Raw genomic sequence first — 16,065 nt, 5'->3', positions numbered from 1 at the left:
TCGCCGCTCCCGCCGGGTGTCGGCAACGACTAGATTACTTAACAATCACATAGTTTGATTTGGTCCGGCGAAGGGGGACGACGTGACCGCTGAAACGGCCGCCGATCATCGGACCGCCGCGGTGCTGCGCTCCATCCGGTGCATCCGGCAGAACGTCGGCGACGCGCACCTGCTGCCGGACCTGGCGCAGACCGCGCTGCTGAGCCCGTTCCACTTCCACCGGGTGTTCCGGCGCGTCACCTCCGCGACGCCGGCCCGGTTCCTGGCCGCGGCGCGGATGGTGGAGGCCAAGCGCCTGCTGGCGCGCACTCCGATGAGCGTCACCGACATCTGCATGCGGGTCGGCTATTCCAGCCTCGGCACCTTCACCACCCAGTTCACCAGGCTGGTCGGGGTGCCGCCGCGCCGGTTCCGCAAGCTCCTCGAGCCCTACGCCGACCAGCCCGTCGGCGAGATCCTCGGGCGGCTGAGCGCGGTGCTCCCGGAACCGGTGCGGGCGCAGGTGGCGGGCTGGGTTTCCTGTGCGCCGGACGGTGCGCTGGCCGCGGTGGGACTGTTCCGCTCCGGTATCCCGCAGGAGGTGCCGGCGGCCTGCGCGATCGTGCGACCGCCGGGCATCGCCGCCCTCGGCGGGTTGCCCGACGGTGATTTCCACGCGCTGGCAATGAGTTTCGACCTGCGGGCGAGCGTCGCTGATGCGCTGATCGGGGAGGACGAGGAGCTCTGCCACGTGGGCGCGGCCCCGCAGGTGGTGCAGATCCGGGACGGCCGCGCCGTCGCCGCGGCCCCGCTGCGCATCCAGCTGCGCCCCCAGGCCCCGGTCGACCCACCGCTGGTGCTGGCCACCCCGATCCTCCTGGCGGCGGACCTGCTCGCCCCGGCGGGCTAAAGCACCGTCAGCGCTGCTTGCGGCCCTGCTTGAGCAGCGCGACGACCTCGGCGGCGCGGGACGCGCGGGTGTCAGCCGATTTCGCTCCGGCGATCCAGCCGGCGTACTGGCGCTGGTAGAAGCCGGAGAGGCCGTCGAAGAACGTCGCCGCGTCCGGTTCTCCCCGCAGCGCATCGGCGAGTTCGGCAGGCGGCCGCACCGGTTCCGGGTCGGCAGGCTCGAATGCGACCGCCACCTCATCGCCGGGCTCGACGCCCGCGGCCTCGCGCAGCTACTTGTTGACCGGGAAGAAGAACTCCCCGCCGCTGCTGCCGAGGGAGCCCTCGAACTCGGTGCCGTTGATCGTGCCGCGGACGTAATGCCTGGGGCGCTTTCCCCACTCCACGGTCGGATCGAAGGGCATGCGGACCCGGACGTGACCGCGCTCGCCGGTCTCCAGCCGGGCGCTGAACTCCTTGCGTCGCACGATGTTCTCCTGCCTGTGCCGGTGGGTCGCCAGCGTACGACGGGTATCGGCGGTGGCGCGGCGGATCGCCCGGTCGCCGGTGAAGACGGCAAGCTGGAAGAAGTCCGGGCCCCGCCCGGCCGAGAGACTGGACCGCGTTCGCCCGCGGCGGGTGACCCGCGGGCCGGGGGATCTCACGGTCTGGGGGAAGTAATCGGGATGGCCCTGTCCGACCAGCAGCGTCAGGTGATCGCACGACAATGGCTTGACGCCGCCCACAGCGGCGACCTGCAGGCCCTCGAAAAGCTCATGTCCGGTGCGGTGATCGACCACTCCGGCCTGATCGACGCCTACGGCGGCGGCGCGCGCGGCTGCATGGGGCTGATCGGGGAACTGCGCAACAGCCTGCCGAACTACAACGGCGCGGTGCAGTCGGTGGAGGTCGACGGCGAACGCGTGACGATCCGGCACCGCGGCACGGCCGACGCGCCCAACCGGGCCGGCGCGCTCGCGCCCGCCAGCGGGTGGACTTCCAGATGACCTCGGTGGTGCGCATCGACGACACCGGCCGCATCGTCGAGCACTGGGCCCCGGAAGGCCCGTTCGGGCAGATCGGTGCGCCGCCGACGCAGGATCCGGGCGAGCCGCAGACCGGCACGCCGGAGCAGAACAAGCGCTACATGCAGAAGTTCGTGCGCAACGTCATCGACGCGGAATCCCCGGAGAACGCCGGGTACTACTTCGTGGAGAACTTCCGCAACCACGACCCGGCGCCCGGCGAGAAGCCCGGGCTGGCCGGCGCCACCGACTTCCTGCGCAGCATCTACGCCGCCTTCTCCGGATTCCGGACCACATTGGACCAGCAGGTCGCCGAGGACGACCTGGTCGCGGGCCAGTGGTCGCAGACGTTCGTCAACACCGGGCCGTACCTGAACTTCCCCGCCTCCGGGAACCGGATCGACATCGGCGGGATCACCATCACCCGGGTGCGCGACAACCGCATCCTGGAGCAGTGGGAGGCGCGTGACGCCGTGAGCCTGGTGTCCCAGATGGGGGTGCCCTCGCCGCTCGGGCCGCTGGAGGACGACGAGCCGGCCACCGACCGCGACGAGGCGAACAAGGCACTGGCCCGCCGGTTCTTCTACGACGTGTGGAGCAACGGCAAGCTGGAGCTGATCGACGAGCTGTTCGCGCCGGAATTCACCAACGGCCTGCCGCTGCCCGGGCAGCGCCCCGGCGTGGCCGGTGTCCGGCAGCTGGTCCGCCGCATGCGCTCGGCCTTCCCGGACGGATCGGTCAGCGTCGACCTGCAACTGGCCACCGAGGACCGGGTGGTCAGCCGCTACACGTTCCGCGGGACGCACCAGGGCACCTTCCGCGGTGTGCCCGCCACCGGCAAGACCGTCGAGGTCACCGGGATCGGCATCCACGCCGTCGGCCCCGGCGACCGGATCACCGCGCACTGGGGCTACTTCGACGACATGACGCTGATCATGCAGCTCGGGCTGCTCACCCTGCCGACCGAGCCGCCACCGCCGCCGGGAGGGAAGCCGCCGGGCGGTGGCCCGCCACCGGGCACGGGCTATCCCCAGAGGCAGCAGGCCCAGCAGCGTCCGGACGTCACGCAGCGGATCACCGTGCAGCAGCCGCCCGGACAGCAGCCCCCGGGGCAGCAGCAGCCGCCGGGCGGGCAGCAGTCGTCGTGGTAGCCGGTTCCCGTCGGCGGCCGGTCACTCCAGCCACCGATGTCGTGCGCTCGCTGATCCGCCGGGTGTACCGCGGCCGGGATCGCGCCGCCTTGGAGCTGCTCGTCGCCGACGACGCCGCCGAGGTCCGCGCGGAGTGCCTGCGGATCCTCGACCTGCTGGCCAGGTTTCCCGATGCTCGTCTGGCGCTGGAGGACCTGATCGACGACGGCGGCTGGATCGTCGCCCGGATGACGGTGCACGGCACGCACCTCGCCGCCGGGCCCGGACCGGACGCGGCGGAACCCACCGGGCGGCGGATCGCCGCGCCGCTGTTCGGCATGTTCCGGGTCGACGACGGCCGGATCGTGCAGTCCTGGCAGCGGCTGGACGAGCAAATGGTGGCGGCCGGGCTCGCCGATCCGGCGAATGCGGTCGAACCGGCGCTAGAGCTCGACGAGATCCAGGGCAACGTGCTGCCCGGGTTCCGCAAGGACCACTTCGCCTTGGCATACCTGGAGATCCGGGACCTGGCGCGGGCCCGCTCCTGGGTCGCCCGGCAGGCGGACGTCGTCGCCACCGCCGCCGAGGTGCTCGACTTCATGCGCTTGTTCGGCGCGGCGACCCGCCGCCGCGGTCACCGGCCCGGGCTGACGGCCACCTGGCGCAACCTGGCCTTCTCCTACGATGCCCTGCGCCGCTTCGCCCCCGACGCCGATCAGATCGACGCCCCGGCCTTCCGGGCGGGAATGCACTCCCAGTCCGCCACGCCGGCGGCGGACTGGGTGGTCGGATCGCCGGGCTCCGTGCCCGATGTCATCGTGCTGCTCGCCGCCGACGACGAGCCGGGCCTGGCCGCTGAATGTGCGGCGCTGCAGGCGGAACTGGGCGGCGGATTCGACGTGCGCGGCATCCAGCGCGGTGCCGCGCTGCCCGGCGAGCGCGAGCACTTCGGCTTCCGCGACGGGGTTTCGCAGCCCGGCATCCGCGGGCACCGGGCCGCCCCGCCGTTCGACCCGATCACGCCGCGCCGGGATCCGCGGGACGTGCAGCGCGGCCATCCGGGCCAGCGCCTGGTGTGGCCGGGGGAGTTCGTGCTGGGGTACCCGGCGCAGGACGCCGCCGATCCGGCCCTGCCGGGCCCGGTGGCCGACATCGGTCCACAATGGACCAGGAACGGCACCTTCCTGGTGTACGCCCGGTACCGGCAGGACACCGAGGGATTCGCGGACTTCCTCGACAGGGCCGCGGCATCGATCGCGGAGCGGGAGCCGGAGCTGGCCGACCTCACCCCGGACCGCCTGGGAGCCCTGTTGGTCGGGAGGTGGCGCAGCGGCGCGCCGGTGATGCGCGCGCCCGACGCCGACGTGCCGGAACTGGGTGAGAACGGCCGTCTCAACAACGACTTCGCTTACCAGCAGGCGACCGCGCCGCTGCCCGCGTCGGCGGCCTGCCCGGTCGGGCACCCGCCCGCGCCGGCTGATCCGGCGGGCCTGCGCTGCCCGCTCGGCTCGCACATCCGCAAGGCGTACCTGCGCGACGACACCCCGTCCGGTGTGGTCGTGGGCGATGTGCAGCTGCATCGTATGCTGCGCAGGGGAATCCCGTACACCGACGAGACCCCGGCGGGCGTCGAGCGCGGCCTGCTGTTCCTGTCCTACCAGGTGTCGATCGAGCGGCAGTTCGAGTTCGTCCTGCAGCAGTGGCTGCGCAACCCGTCCTTGCGGGTGCCGGGCGAAGGCGTCGATCCGCTGCTGGGTGTCGTGCCGGGCGGCCCGACGACCGTGCGCATCCCGGTTCGCGACGGCGGCCGGGCCGTCGAGGTGGATCTGGAGCGCTCCTGGGCCGAGCTCACCGGTGGGGGCTACTTCTTCGTGCCGTCGGTCTCCGCGCTGCACTACCTGGCCGGCCGCTGAGCGCCGGTCAGCTCGCGGTGGTGGACAGCCGGAGCATCCGGACGCAGCGCTGGATCGCGTCCGGGTCGCCGTCGATCTTCAGGCCGCCGGTGATGATGGCGTCGAAGGGGCTGAGCATGCGGGCGCCGATGCGGATGAAGGTCTCCGGGTCCGCGCCGATCACGATGGCCGGCGGCAGCTCCCCGGAGCCGCGGCGAACGTGCACCTCGCCGTCGGCGACCTCGACGGTGAAAATCCGCTCGCCGACGCGGAATTCGTAGTTCTCGTCGCGATCCGGCAGGTCGGCGGCGGAGATCATGGCCTGCACGGCGAGGAAACCCCACTCGGCGCGGCTGATGCCCGCGCTGTCCTCCTCGCTGAGGAACTGCATGCCCCAGTGCGCCAGCGCCAGGATGGGCTCGCGCAGCTGCTCGCCCCGTTCGGTCAGCCGGTACTGCTTGCCGCGGCCGTCGCCGGGCACCGCGTGCTGCTCGATCACGCCGTGCTCGGCGAGGGTGCGCAGCCGCTCGGCGAGCAGGTTCGGGCCGATGCCGGGCAGGTTCGGGGGCAGCTCGTTGAACCGCGCGGGACCGATCAGCAACTCGCGCAGGATCAGCATGGTCCAGCGCTCGCCGATGACGGTGAGCCCGGCGGCGAGCCCGCAGAACTGGCCGTAGTCGCGTTTGCGCGCCATCGCTCAGCCGCCCGTCCTCTGGCTCGTCACTCCAGGATGACAATCGCAAATGATAGTAACATCATGGCCCGGGCGAGCCGTTCGCGATCGCGTGGAGTCCGCCTCACAACGGTGCTTTTTCGGGCAGAGTCGCGGATTTCCCGGCCGTTGCGGTGCGGTGGCGGCGGCCGATGTACCAGGAGAGCAGGCCGCTGCAGAGGGCCAGCACGGCCACTGCCACTAACACGTCCGATACCGATGCCACCAGAGCGGCCAGGACCAGCGGCCCGGCCAGCCCGCCGAGCCGGTTGCAGAACGAGATGTTGCCGGCCACCCCGGCCCGGCGTCCCGACTCGGCCAGGTCGGCGGCGACCGGGAGGAAGACCGCGGCCATGGTGTTGACCGCGAACAACGCCGCCACCAGGGCGCCCGCCGAGACCCAGGCGGCGCCGTCGGCCACGCCGGAGAAGGTCAGCGCGAACAGCATCGCCGCGGTGAGCACGGCCAGGCCGAGGCAGATCGGCACCGGGCCGAACCGGCGGTAGCACCAGGCCAGCAGCACCGCGCAGGGCACCATCGCCAGCGCCGCGGCGGTCAGCAGCGCGTTGGCGGTGCCCGCGGGCAGCCCGTCGGCCCGGGACAGGGTGGGCACCCAGGTGGTGAGCCCGAAGGTGAGGATGCCGGTCAGCGCGGCGTAAACCCGCTGCAGCCCGGTGCTCAGCGTCGAGCGCGCGACGGCGGTCCGCACCTCGGGCGCGGCCGGTGCGGAGCCCGGCGCGCGCTCCGGCACCAGGAAGGTCACCGCCACCAGGACCAGCCCGGTCGGCGCGCCGATGAGCCACAGGATCCGCCAGCCGAACACCGGCTCCAGCCACAGCGCCGATCCGGCGGCGACCAGGTAGCCGATCGCGGTCGCCACCACCGACAGCGCCACCACCGCCGGGCCGCGCACCCGGGTGCCGAACACGTCGGCCAGCAGCGTGACCAGCAGCGGCGCCAGCCCGCCGACGGCGACACCCATCAGCAGGCACATCACCACGTTGCCCGTGAAGGTCGGCATGCACCCGCACATGCTGGTGGCGGTGAAGCCCAGCGTCGCGATCAGGTAGCAGCGGCGGCGGCCGTACCGGTCGGCGAGCCGGCCGAACAGCAGCGCGCCGGTGGCGGTGCCGGTGAGTCCCGCGACGGCCAGCAGCGAAGCGGTGCCGGGCGAGATGCCGTACTCCTCCCGCATGCCGGGGATGACGAACCCGAGCGTGGAGGTCTTGCTGATGTCGATGGTCAGCGCGGCGGTGGCGACGACGGCGACCAGGCCCGTCCGACGCCGGGAGAGCGCGTCCGCCGCGACGGGCCGGCGCGCGGGGTGCCAGGGCGCGGCGGAGAGCACGAGGAGGATGCCGACGGCGGCGACGAACATCTCGGGCATCTCCGACAGCGGCATCCCGTGCAGCCGGGACATCGGGAAATCGCCGGTCATGTCCGGCATCGATGCGGGCATCGTCATCGCCCGCGCGAAGCCGATGGCGGAGGCGATCAGCGTGATGGCGGTGCCGACCGCCACCACGGCGGTACCGCGGGTGGGCGCCACGACGGACATGGGTATCTCCTCCGGTCAGCTGAAGGCCCTTAGTGCGTGCGCGAGTTCGTCGGGGATCGGGGTGGGGCGCACCGCGTCGCCGGTGCGGCGCATGCAGGCGACCGTTTGGCTGCCGCGGGCGACCGGGCCGTCGTCGCGGCGGAAGTCGAAGTCCATCGCGATCCGGTTGCCGGACGCCGCCCGCAGCGTCATCGCGATGTCCACGGTCTCCAGCGCGAAGCACTCCGCGTGGTACTGCATCGAGCAGGACAGCGTGACCAGCGCCAGTTCGCCGGTGCTCAGCGCGGTGAGCACCCCTGGCGCGTGGTCGGCCAGGAACCGTTCCCGGCAGTGGCCCTGCCAGTGCAGGTAGTGCGCGAAGTAGACGTTCCCGACCAGGTTCGTCTCGTCGAGCGTGACCGTGTGCCGGTGGTGGTAGGCGCGCACGGCTCACTCCGCGGGCACGGCGACGGCCAGGGCCGCGTCGCCGAGCTCGTCGATCGGTGCGCGGGCGATGACCACCCGCACCTGCCCGGCGCGGACCACGACCAGGCCGTCCTCGGTGACGTGGTCGATGTTCAGCGGATGTCCCTGCTCGTGCCCGAGCTTGACCACCGCCTCCCGCGCCGTCCACACCCGCGCAGCGGCCGCCGCCGGGTCCTCGCCGACCTTGTCCGCCACCTCGTCGACCAGCCCGCGGTCGACGCGTTCCAGCACGGCCGGCCGGATCGGTTCGGTCGGCGAAATCCGTTGCCAGTCCAGGCCGATCGGCGTTCCCGCGACTCCGAGCAGCAGGCAGCCCCCGGTGTAGGCGGCGCTCGCGTGCCCGCCGGGCACGTGCAAGGCACCGCGCGGGTCGTGCCCGGCCGGCGCGCCGAGGACGCGGGTGAGGAGTCCGGCGGCGTCGCCGCGGGCGCCGACGGCGGTGATCAGCTCGATCCCGTCGGCCAGCCCGGTTTCCACGAGTCGCCGCGACAACCACGGGCCCGCCAGGCGCAGCGGGAGCTCGCTGGCTCGGTGCTCGCCGGTGGCGCGCAGCCGCAGCCCTTCCCAGCGGGCGACCGCCGCGCCGCCGGGATCGACCACGTCGACGTCGAAGCAGTACGTGTCGGCGGTGTGCTCCCGTTCGTCGGCGATCACCCGCAGGGGGCCGCGCGGTTCCCGCCACACCGTCATCCGGTCCACCCCGGTCGGCAGCGCGAGCCGGTGGGGCACGCAGGCCAGCAGCACGTGCAGCGCCGCGTCGTGCGCGCCCGGGTCGCCGAGGAGCAGGTCGCCGCTGTGGAACTCGGAGAACCAGTCCTGGTCGGTGGCCTGGATCCACGCCCGCACGCGGAACGCCGACAGCACGTCGTAGCGCAGCAGCCGCCGAAAACGTCCACTGTGGAACAGGATTTTCCCGTAGTACGGATGGGGTGGCTGCGCCTGCTCGGGTGGTTCGGCCGCGTGGATCGCGGCCGGCTCCGATGGCGCGGCGGTGATCCGGGCGGTGAACTTGTCGGCGCGGAAGCCGTCCCGCGCCTCGCGGATCACCGCCTCCGCGCCCCCGCCGCCGGTGAGCGCGGCGATGCGGATGGTGGCCTCGTCGTCCACCGCGATCGGCTCGCGCAGCTCCACGTCGGTGAACGAGCGCGCGCAGTCGGCCCCGGCCACGCTCGCCACCTGCGCCATCGCCTCCAGGCCCAGCACCGCGGGCAAGATCGGGGTGCAGGCGATCCGGTGGTCGTCGAGGTAGCGGTCGGCGCCCGGGCTCAGGTGCGCGTCGCTGACGGCCTCGACGCCCGGTGTGCGCGTCAGCCGGTCCTCGTCGAAGCGCAGCAGCGGCTCCGGCCCGGTGCCGAACGACGCCGTCGGCATCGCCGGGAACCGGGAGGTGACCAGCAGCGACACCGGGGCGTCCGGGGTAGCGAGCACGTCCAGCAGCGCGGAGTTGCCCTGCTCCGGGCCGATCGGCACCACGCCTTGCGCGCGCAGCGATTCCAGCACGCCGAGATCCACCCCCATGCCGATGCCCGACCACAACGACCACTCCAGCAGGTGGACCCGGCGGTCCGGCGCGGCCCACGCCTCCAGGCGGTGCCGCAGCACGTCGTTGGCCAGGCAGTACTCGGCCTGGCCGGGAAGGCCGAACCGGCCGATGATCGAGCCGTAGCCGACCACCAGCCGCAGGTCCTCGCACGCCGACAGCAGGGCCTCCAGCCCGTCCACCTTGGGCCGCATCGTCGCCGCCAGCGATTCGCCGGTCACGTCGGCCAACCGGCGTGGCTCGTTGACACCGGCGCCGTGCAGGAGGCCCCGGACCGGCCCGTGCGCGCTCGCTGCGGCGGCCATCGCGGCCACCGCCGCCCGGTCGGCGACATCGCAGCTGAGGTAGTGCGCGTCCACCCTGGTGCGGATGTCCCGCACCGCCGCCGAGATCTCCGGGTCGTCGGCGGCGGTGCGCCCGAGCAGGACCAGCGTGCAACCGGTGCGTTCGGCCAGCGCGAGGGCGGAATGCGCCGTGATGCCGCGGACTCCGCCGGTCACCAGGCACACGTCCCCCCGCTGCAGCGGAAGTGGTTGCCCGCCAACGAGTTCTCGGTGCCGCAGCGCGGTGCGCGTGATACCGCCGGCGGCATCGACGTGCAGTTCGGCGTAGTCGTCGCGGATCGGGAGCCGATCCGGATCGAAGCGCGTTCCGGGCTCGTCGAGCCCGACCACTCCCACCCAGTCCGGGTGCAGCTCCGCCGCGACGCTGCGGCCGATGGCCGCCGCCGCTTCGTGACCACTGTGGACGATCAGCAGCCGGTCGGGTGCGGTCTTCGCGATGTCCCGCAGCAGGGCGGCGATCCCGGAGCGGGGGAGCGGCTCGTCGAGCACGACCGCCAGGTTCCCGGCACCGTCGTCGTGGTGGTCGAGCAGCCAGTGCCCGGCGGGTGCCCGCACCGACCAGCGCAGCCCGCCGCCTTCGGCCGGTGCTACCGGGAGCCGGGCCGCGGCGAAGGCGCGCACCCAGCCCCGGACCCCGGCCGGTGCCTCGGCGTCGCCGTCGGCGGTATCCGCGTCGAGCTCGGCGAGCACGGCGGCCGCTTCGCCGACCGTGGCATCCGCCAGCGACAGCGGGGAGTTCGGCGGCCGCTTGCCGAGCGCGCCGGCCACCCTGCCGACGATCTGCACCACCTGCAGGGAGTTCAGGTGCAGGTCGCCGAGCAGCGAACTGCCCGGGCCGATCGATTCGGCGGGCAGCTCCAGCTGCGCCGCGAGGTGCTCGATGAGCGCAGGCAGCGGCTCGGCGGGCAGCTGTGGGTGCTCGGGCGGGGCACCGAGAACGGCAGTTTCAATTGAAACTGCCGCCAAGACGGCGCCTTCGACGCGGTCGGCGGGTTGCTCGCAGGGGTTGGCCAGCAGCCGGGGCATCGCATCCGCCCGGACCGTCCGGAACCGCCGGTCGGCGAACCACGGGCCGAGATCGGCCGCGCCACCGGCGGCGAGCACGGCGGTCGCGAACGCATGCCGCCGGGCCGGGCCGCCGCAGTCCAAGCTGATCGCCGGGATCGCGGTGGCGGACCGGGCCAGGCCGGACAGGATGGTGCCGGGACCGGTCTCGACCAGCAGGTCGCAGCGGGCCGCGAGGCGTTCGAGCGCGGCGGTGAACCGCACCGGCCGGGTCAGCTGCTCGACCAGCAGCTCGGGAATCGCCGCGCCGGCGGGAAGTTCGGCGCCGGTGATGGTGGACAGCACGGTGCCTGCGAGCGCGTCGAACTCGAAGTCCCGCAGGGCCCGCCGCAGCGGCTCGACCGCGCCCAGCATCGCGGGGCTGTGGAACCCGTGCGAGACGGGTAATCGCGTCGCGGCGATGCCGTGCTCGGCGGCCCGCCGGACGACGGCCAGCACATCGGGAGTGGGGCCGGAGATCACGATCTGCTCCGGGCCGTTGTAGCCGGCGATCACCGCAGCGGTGCCGTCGAGCAGCCGTTCGGCCTGCTCGGCGGTGGCCGTCAGCCCGGCCATGCCGCTGTCCGGCGTGCCGTGCTCGGCCATGATGCGCCCGCGCTCGGCCGCGAACCGAAGCCCCGCTCCGGCGGTGAACGCGCCGGCCCAGACGAGCGCGCTGATCTCGCCGAGGCTGTGCCCGGCCACGGCGGTGGCCCGGCAGTCCAGCCGGTTGAGCCAGGCCAGCCCGGCCAGCGACTGCCGGACGATGGCGGGCTGCGCCAGCCGGGTGTCCACTTCGGACTCGTCCACCGCGGGCAGGTCCGGGACCAGCATCCGGGCCGCCCAGCCGGGCAGCTCGGTTCGCACCGGCGCCGCCTGCCCGGGGAACAGCAGGCCCACCCGGATCTCGTCGGCACCGAGCGCGTAACCGGCCTGCTCGTCGAAACCGAGCCGCCGGTCCCAGCCCCGCAGCCCGCGGCGGGCGGCGCGCGCGGCATCGGCCAGCGCCGCCGGATGGTCGGCGACCAGCGCCGCGCGCACCGCGCCCACCTCCTGCCGCTGGGTGGCCGCGAGGTCGTGCAGCTCGGCATCGCTGAGCCGCTCGGCGATCGGGGCGAGGACGTCGAGCCGGTGCGCGAGTTCGGTTTCGTCGCGGCCCGCCACCAGCACGATCTCGTGCTCCGGGAGCGGCGCGGACCACTGCAGCACCTCCGGTGGCATCCGGCGCCGCGTGCGCCCGCCGCCGGCTTCGAGCACGACGTGCGCGTTGATGCCGCCGAACCCCATCGACGACACCGCCGCCAGCCGCTTCGGCGAATCCCACGGCTGCGCCCCGGTGAGCACCCGCAGCGGCGTGGTCGCGCGATCCAGCAGTTCGTGCGGAGCCTCGCAGCCGGTGGTCGGCGGCAGCACGCCGTGGTGCGCGGCGAGCGCGGCCTTGATCAGCCCCGCGACCCCGGCGGCGGCCTTGGTGTGGCCGATGTTGGCCTTCACGCTGCCCAGCGCGGCCTTTGCCGCACCGGCCCCGCGCACCTCGGTCAACGCGGCCAGCTCCACCGCGTCGCCGACCGCGGTGCCGGTACCGTGCCCCTCCACCATCTCGACCGCATCGGGCCGGATCCCGGCCATCCGGTAGGCGCGGCGCAACGCCAGCGCCTGCCCGTGCTCGGCGGGCCGGGTGAGCCCGCCCGCGCCGTCCGACGAGCTGCCCCAGCCGGCGACGCGCGCGTACACGCGCATGCCCAGCCGTTCGGCGTCGGCGGCGCGCGCCAGCGCCACGATGCCGCAGCCTTCGCCGGGCAGGAAGCCCGTTGGCGCGCGGTCGTAGATGCGCATCCGATCGGTGGCCAGCGCGCCCAGCCGGGCGAAGCCCACCAGCTCGAACGGATCGAGGCTCAGGTCCACGCCGCCGGCCAGGGCGAAGTCCAGCTCTCCGGTGCTCAGCGCCCGGCAGGCCGCCATGACGGCCAGCAGGCTCGACGAGCACGCACCGTCCACTGTGTACCCGGTGCCGTGGAAGTCGAAGTGGTTGCAGATCCGTCCGGCGATGGTGTTGCTCAGCGCCCCGGCCAGCGACTCGTCGCCGGGCACCGGGAACGGCGACTTCACCAGCTCCGCCAGCCGGCTCACGACTTCGGCGGCCACGTCGTCGGCGACCCCGCTGCGGTGCAGCGCCGTCGCCGCGGCGTCCCGCACGAACGGCCACCGCGTCCGCAGGGTGCCCGCCCTGGTGAACTCGCCGGTCAGCGAATTGCCGATGATCACGCCGGTCGTGGCGCGGTCCAGCCCGTCGCCGTCCGGGCGGGCGGCGTCGGCCAGCGCCGCGGCGGCGGTCTCCAGCGCCAGCCAGTGGGTGTGGTCCGCCGCCCGGTGCAGCGCGCCCGGCACCCCGAAGCGGCTCCGGTCGAATTCCCAGTCCCGCAGCAGGGCGGCCCGGTCGACGTAGGTGAGATCGGGCTCGTGCGGGCCGCCGCGGTAGCCGGCCGCCAACCGCTCGCCGGGCAGCGCGCGGAACGCCCTGCGGCGGCCGAGCACGTTCTGCCACAGCTCTTCCGGCCCGGTGGCGTCCGGGTACCGGCAGCCGATGCCGACCACGGCGATCCCTTCCATGCCAACCTCCCGTTCGGTGCTCAACGGACCGGGTCGAGCGGCTGCCGCTCGCGCACCGGCGCGGGCCGCTCCCGGGTCGCGGCGGCCCGCGCCAGCAGCAGGACCGCGCCGCGCAGGACGCAGGTGATCACCAGCGCGAAGAAGAGCCCGAACACCACGCCGGAGACGACCAGCACGCCGTAGACGAGCGCGGTGCAGGCGCCGAAAAGGGCCTGGTTGCGGGACTTCACCGGAGTGGTGCCCGGATCGGTGATCATGTAGTTCGTGTAGAGGACGAATGCCACGCCGGTCATCGGCAGCAGCGCCGCCACCAGCGAGTGGTCCAGCAGCAGCCAGCGCAGCACGGCCTGCGCGGCGAACCCGCCGACCCAGCCGAGGATCAGCGGGACCTTGCCCGTGAGCTTGGCGTTGATCATGGTGCCGAGTATCAGCACGCCCAGCGGGATCAGCCAGTCGACGGTGCCGGTGGGGAAGTTGGTGAAGTGGTACGGCGGCGCGATCCCCACCCACGGGAACAGCAGCAGCGTCACCACGATGCCGAAGTTGGACGGGTTGAGCACGTGCCGAAGCCGGCCCGCCACCTGGATGCGCACGACGTACTTGCTCGTGTTGGCCACCACCACGGCGAACAGGTACGGCCACAACGAGCTGTTGCCGTACAGCAGCATCGCGCAGGCCAGGGCGGTGATGTGGGCCGGCAGCAGGAAGTTCACCGCGGCCTGCGTGCCGCCCAGGTAGGCGGGCCGGACGTCGCGCGCCCGGCTGTCCAGGAACTCCAGCAGGAACGCGACGGCGTAGCTGGTCAGCACCGCGGCGACCGGGGTGATCGGGGACTGCTCGAACCCGAGCACGGTGTGCCCCGCGATGTTGAAGACGGTGATCGAGACGGCGAACCGGCGCAGGGCCTTGATCCGCTTGTCCACCGGTGGCGGCGGCGCCGGATCGGGCTCGTCGAGGGAGGGCTGGCGGGTGGTGGTCGGTGCGGTGCTCGTCATCGGATGACCGCCGTTCCGTCGGGGTTCAGCAACACGGTGTGCGTTCCCGGACCGATGTCGATCCGGGCGGTGTGCACGGCGGTGCCGTCGCGCCAGGTGATCGCGGCCGGCACGGCGCGGCCGTCCGGCAGCCCGAAGTGCAGCGTCGAGTCGGACACCCCGGCGTGCCCGTTGGCGGGGTAGAGCTGTGCGCGCTGTTCGCCGTCGGGGAAGGAGAGCACCGCTTCGGCGCCGATCGCCGGGGTCTGGCCGCCGGCCGCGGCGGGCCGCAGCAACCGCAGGTCGGCGGCCGGTGGGGCGCCGCGCGCGGTGTTGAGCAGCAGGCGCGAATCCTCCCACTGGTTGGCGACCAGCGCGTCCAGCAGGCCGTCGCCGTTGACGTCGCCGAGCGCGAAACCGCGCGTGACATCCGGCGCGCCGATGCCCGCCGCGACGGCGAGGTCGTGGAAGCGGCCGTCGCCGGCGCGGACCCAGAACGGGTTGTGCTCGTGTCCGGAGATGTCGTCGCCCGCCCGGAACTTCGGCCACGCCCCCGGGTACCGCAGCAGCTCGTCGTTGCCCATCGCGAGTTCCTGCAGCTCGGGCCACCGGTCGCGCTCGCCCTTGAGGAACCCGGTGGCCTGCAGCAGCTCGTCGGTGCCGGAGTTGTCGAAGTCCCCGACCTTGATGTCCCACGACCAGCCGCCGCGGGCCAGCCCGAGCTCCTCGGCGCGCTCGTCGAAGGGCAGCTCGCCGCGCCGCAGGTCCGCCGGCTCGCCGGTCGGGATGAACGCGAAGTTGCTCTCCTGCAGCGCGAACGGGGTGGTGATGTTGCTGACCACCACCATCGGCAACCGCTGCCCGCGGGAGTAGCTGTAGTTGACCCCCATGCCCTTGAAGGAGTCGTGGCCGAGCACCTCGGAGCGCGGCGTGGTGACGTCGCGCCGCCCGTCGACCTGGGTGAGCCGGACCTGGCCCGGCGTCGAGGAGTTGACCAGCAGCTGGTCGGGCCCGAAGTCGTTGGCGAAGTACAGGTCCGGCAGCATCCGGTCGGCGAGGTTCTGCAGCCCGATCGACAGCGTCCAGGACCGCGCCGAGGCGTCCGGCAGCGCGTTGCTGGCGTCGACCAGCCGCGGCTTGTCGTCGGGTCGGCCGGTCGGCGTGGTCAGCAGCAGCTTGTTGGTCCCGGCGTTGCGCGCCTTGCCCATCGAGTCCTGCATCCGCATCCGCGGATCGTCGGCCGCCGCCGGGTCCAGCACCTTGGCGCCGTCGGGGAAGTAGTTGCCCACCAGGACATCCAGGTGGCCGTCGCCGTCGACGTCGCCGACGTTGACCGCGGTGGAGTTCCAGACCTCCATCGGGTCCACCAGCTCCACCGGGCGGAACCCGGTCGGATCCAGCCGGCCGGTGTTCAGGAACAGCACCGGCGAGCGCCCCCAGTAGTAGACCAGGATGTCCTGGTCGCCGTCCTCATCCAGATCCGCCGGCACGCAACCCATCGGGGCCATCGTGGCGTCCTGGCGGAGCCCGTCCGGCCGCAGCCGGAACGGCTCGTACTGCGGGCCGCCGCTGCGCGGCACCGGGAAGACGGTCACCGAGTCATCGCGCGGATCGACCAGGCAGGCGTCTCCGGAGCGGCCCAGCCCGCGCAGATCCGCCAGGCCCACGGAGGCGCCGACGGCGGAGATCCAGCCGCGGATGTGCTCCAGGCCGGGAGCCACGGTGCGGTCCGTGCGCGCGTTCGGCGGTGGCGCGTTGATCGGCACCGATTCGAAGCCGAAACCCCCTGATAGATCGCGAGTGTCGGCGTCGCTGAGAGCTGGGCGGACGGTGAGCAGTCCGAGTGCGAGGCAGAGCAGCAGGCCGACGGCGGCCGGAAGCGCGCGGCGCAGCGAGCTCGGCAT

12 protein-coding genes are annotated in these 16,065 nt (G+C 73.2%); 4 read left to right on the top strand and 8 right to left on the bottom strand.

What is annotated here, in order from left to right:
• The first annotated feature begins 82 nt into the window (after nucleotides 1–82).
• Nucleotides 83–889, top strand: coding sequence for a helix-turn-helix transcriptional regulator (locus BLW84_RS00815; RefSeq protein WP_093260136.1), 807 nt, complete (start codon nucleotides 83–85; stop codon nucleotides 887–889).
• A 7-nt stretch (nucleotides 890–896) separates the two neighbouring features.
• Here the strand turns inward: BLW84_RS00815 and BLW84_RS00810 are convergent, their stop codons facing one another.
• Together BLW84_RS00810 and BLW84_RS47150 are read right to left on the bottom strand one after the other, a co-directional pair.
• Nucleotides 897–1,124 carry a YdeI/OmpD-associated family protein gene (locus BLW84_RS00810; RefSeq protein ID WP_177226194.1) on the bottom strand — a complete coding sequence of 76 codons (228 nt, stop codon included), beginning with the start codon at nucleotides 1,122–1,124 and terminating at the stop codon, nucleotides 897–899.
• A gap of 36 nt (nucleotides 1,125–1,160) precedes the next feature.
• The gene (locus BLW84_RS47150) at nucleotides 1,161–1,355 is read right to left on the bottom strand and encodes a DUF1905 domain-containing protein (protein ID WP_177226193.1); all 195 of its coding nucleotides are present in this window, start codon (nucleotides 1,353–1,355) and stop codon (nucleotides 1,161–1,163) included.
• A 198-nt stretch (nucleotides 1,356–1,553) separates the two neighbouring features.
• Between BLW84_RS47150 and BLW84_RS47145 the strand changes: the two genes are divergently transcribed.
• From BLW84_RS47145 to BLW84_RS00795, 3 genes are read left to right on the top strand one after another with little or no spacing between them, the layout of a single operon-like run.
• Nucleotides 1,554–1,874: a nuclear transport factor 2 family protein gene (locus BLW84_RS47145; protein WP_177226192.1), complete on the top strand. Its 321-nt coding sequence runs from the start codon at nucleotides 1,554–1,556 to the stop codon at nucleotides 1,872–1,874.
• Nucleotides 1,871–3,043 (top strand): ester cyclase, encoded by a 1,173-nt coding sequence (locus BLW84_RS00800; RefSeq protein ID WP_093260130.1) that lies wholly within the window; start codon nucleotides 1,871–1,873, stop codon nucleotides 3,041–3,043. Before BLW84_RS47145 ends, BLW84_RS00800 begins: the two co-directional genes overlap by 4 nt.
• A 41-nt stretch (nucleotides 3,044–3,084) precedes the next feature.
• Entirely contained in the window at nucleotides 3,085–4,935 is a 1,851-nt protein-coding gene (locus BLW84_RS00795) for a Dyp-type peroxidase (RefSeq protein WP_177226191.1), read from the top strand.
• 7 nt (nucleotides 4,936–4,942) lie between these two features.
• On the opposite strand, the gene BLW84_RS00790 is transcribed toward BLW84_RS00795, so the two are convergent.
• From BLW84_RS00790 to BLW84_RS00765, 6 genes are all read right to left on the bottom strand, one after another.
• On the bottom strand, nucleotides 4,943–5,608 hold the full coding sequence (locus tag BLW84_RS00790; RefSeq protein WP_093260126.1) for a winged helix-turn-helix transcriptional regulator: 666 nt from the start codon (nucleotides 5,606–5,608) through the stop codon (nucleotides 4,943–4,945).
• A gap of 103 nt (nucleotides 5,609–5,711) precedes the next feature.
• Nucleotides 5,712–7,184: an MFS transporter gene (locus tag BLW84_RS00785; protein WP_093260123.1), complete on the bottom strand. Its 1,473-nt coding sequence runs from the start codon at nucleotides 7,182–7,184 to the stop codon at nucleotides 5,712–5,714.
• A 15-nt stretch (nucleotides 7,185–7,199) separates the two neighbouring features.
• Entirely contained in the window at nucleotides 7,200–7,610 is a 411-nt protein-coding gene (locus BLW84_RS00780) for an acyl-CoA thioesterase (RefSeq protein ID WP_093260121.1), read from the bottom strand.
• Between the two features lie 3 nt (nucleotides 7,611–7,613).
• Nucleotides 7,614–13,187, bottom strand: a complete 5,574-nt coding sequence (locus BLW84_RS00775) for a type I polyketide synthase (protein WP_093260119.1) — start codon at nucleotides 13,185–13,187, stop codon at nucleotides 7,614–7,616.
• A gap of 20 nt (nucleotides 13,188–13,207) precedes the next feature.
• Nucleotides 13,208–14,182 (bottom strand): enediyne biosynthesis protein UnbU, encoded by a 975-nt coding sequence (locus BLW84_RS00770; RefSeq protein WP_218157173.1) that lies wholly within the window; start codon nucleotides 14,180–14,182, stop codon nucleotides 13,208–13,210.
• The gene (locus tag BLW84_RS00765; protein ID WP_093260117.1) at nucleotides 14,179–16,065 is read right to left on the bottom strand and encodes a CRTAC1 family protein; all 1,887 of its coding nucleotides are present in this window, start codon (nucleotides 16,063–16,065) and stop codon (nucleotides 14,179–14,181) included. The genes BLW84_RS00770 and BLW84_RS00765 overlap by 4 nt, the downstream gene beginning before the upstream one ends.

Source organism: Saccharopolyspora shandongensis, from assembly GCF_900106995.1.
GTDB classification, from domain to species: Bacteria; Actinomycetota; Actinomycetes; order Mycobacteriales; family Pseudonocardiaceae; genus Saccharopolyspora; species Saccharopolyspora shandongensis.
Note: the sequence above shows the minus strand (reverse complement) of the source record. Positions and strands in the feature narration are given on the sequence as shown.

Excerpts from the sequence above, each read along its gene's own strand:
- BLW84_RS00800 (WP_093260130.1), top strand. The coding sequence starts at position 1,871 with ATGACCTCGGTGGTGCGCATCGACGACACCGGCCGCATCGTCGAGCAC.
- BLW84_RS00765 (WP_093260117.1), bottom strand. The coding sequence starts at position 16,065 with ATGCCGAGCTCGCTGCGCCGCGCGCTTCCGGCCGCCGTCGGCCTGCTG.
- BLW84_RS47145 (WP_177226192.1), top strand. The coding sequence starts at position 1,554 with ATGGCCCTGTCCGACCAGCAGCGTCAGGTGATCGCACGACAATGGCTT.
- BLW84_RS00790 (WP_093260126.1), bottom strand. The coding sequence starts at position 5,608 with ATGGCGCGCAAACGCGACTACGGCCAGTTCTGCGGGCTCGCCGCCGGG.
- BLW84_RS00770 (WP_218157173.1), bottom strand. The coding sequence starts at position 14,182 with ATGACGAGCACCGCACCGACCACCACCCGCCAGCCCTCCCTCGACGAG.
- BLW84_RS00785 (WP_093260123.1), bottom strand. The coding sequence starts at position 7,184 with ATGTCCGTCGTGGCGCCCACCCGCGGTACCGCCGTGGTGGCGGTCGGC.
- BLW84_RS00775 (WP_093260119.1), bottom strand. The coding sequence starts at position 13,187 with ATGGAAGGGATCGCCGTGGTCGGCATCGGCTGCCGGTACCCGGACGCC.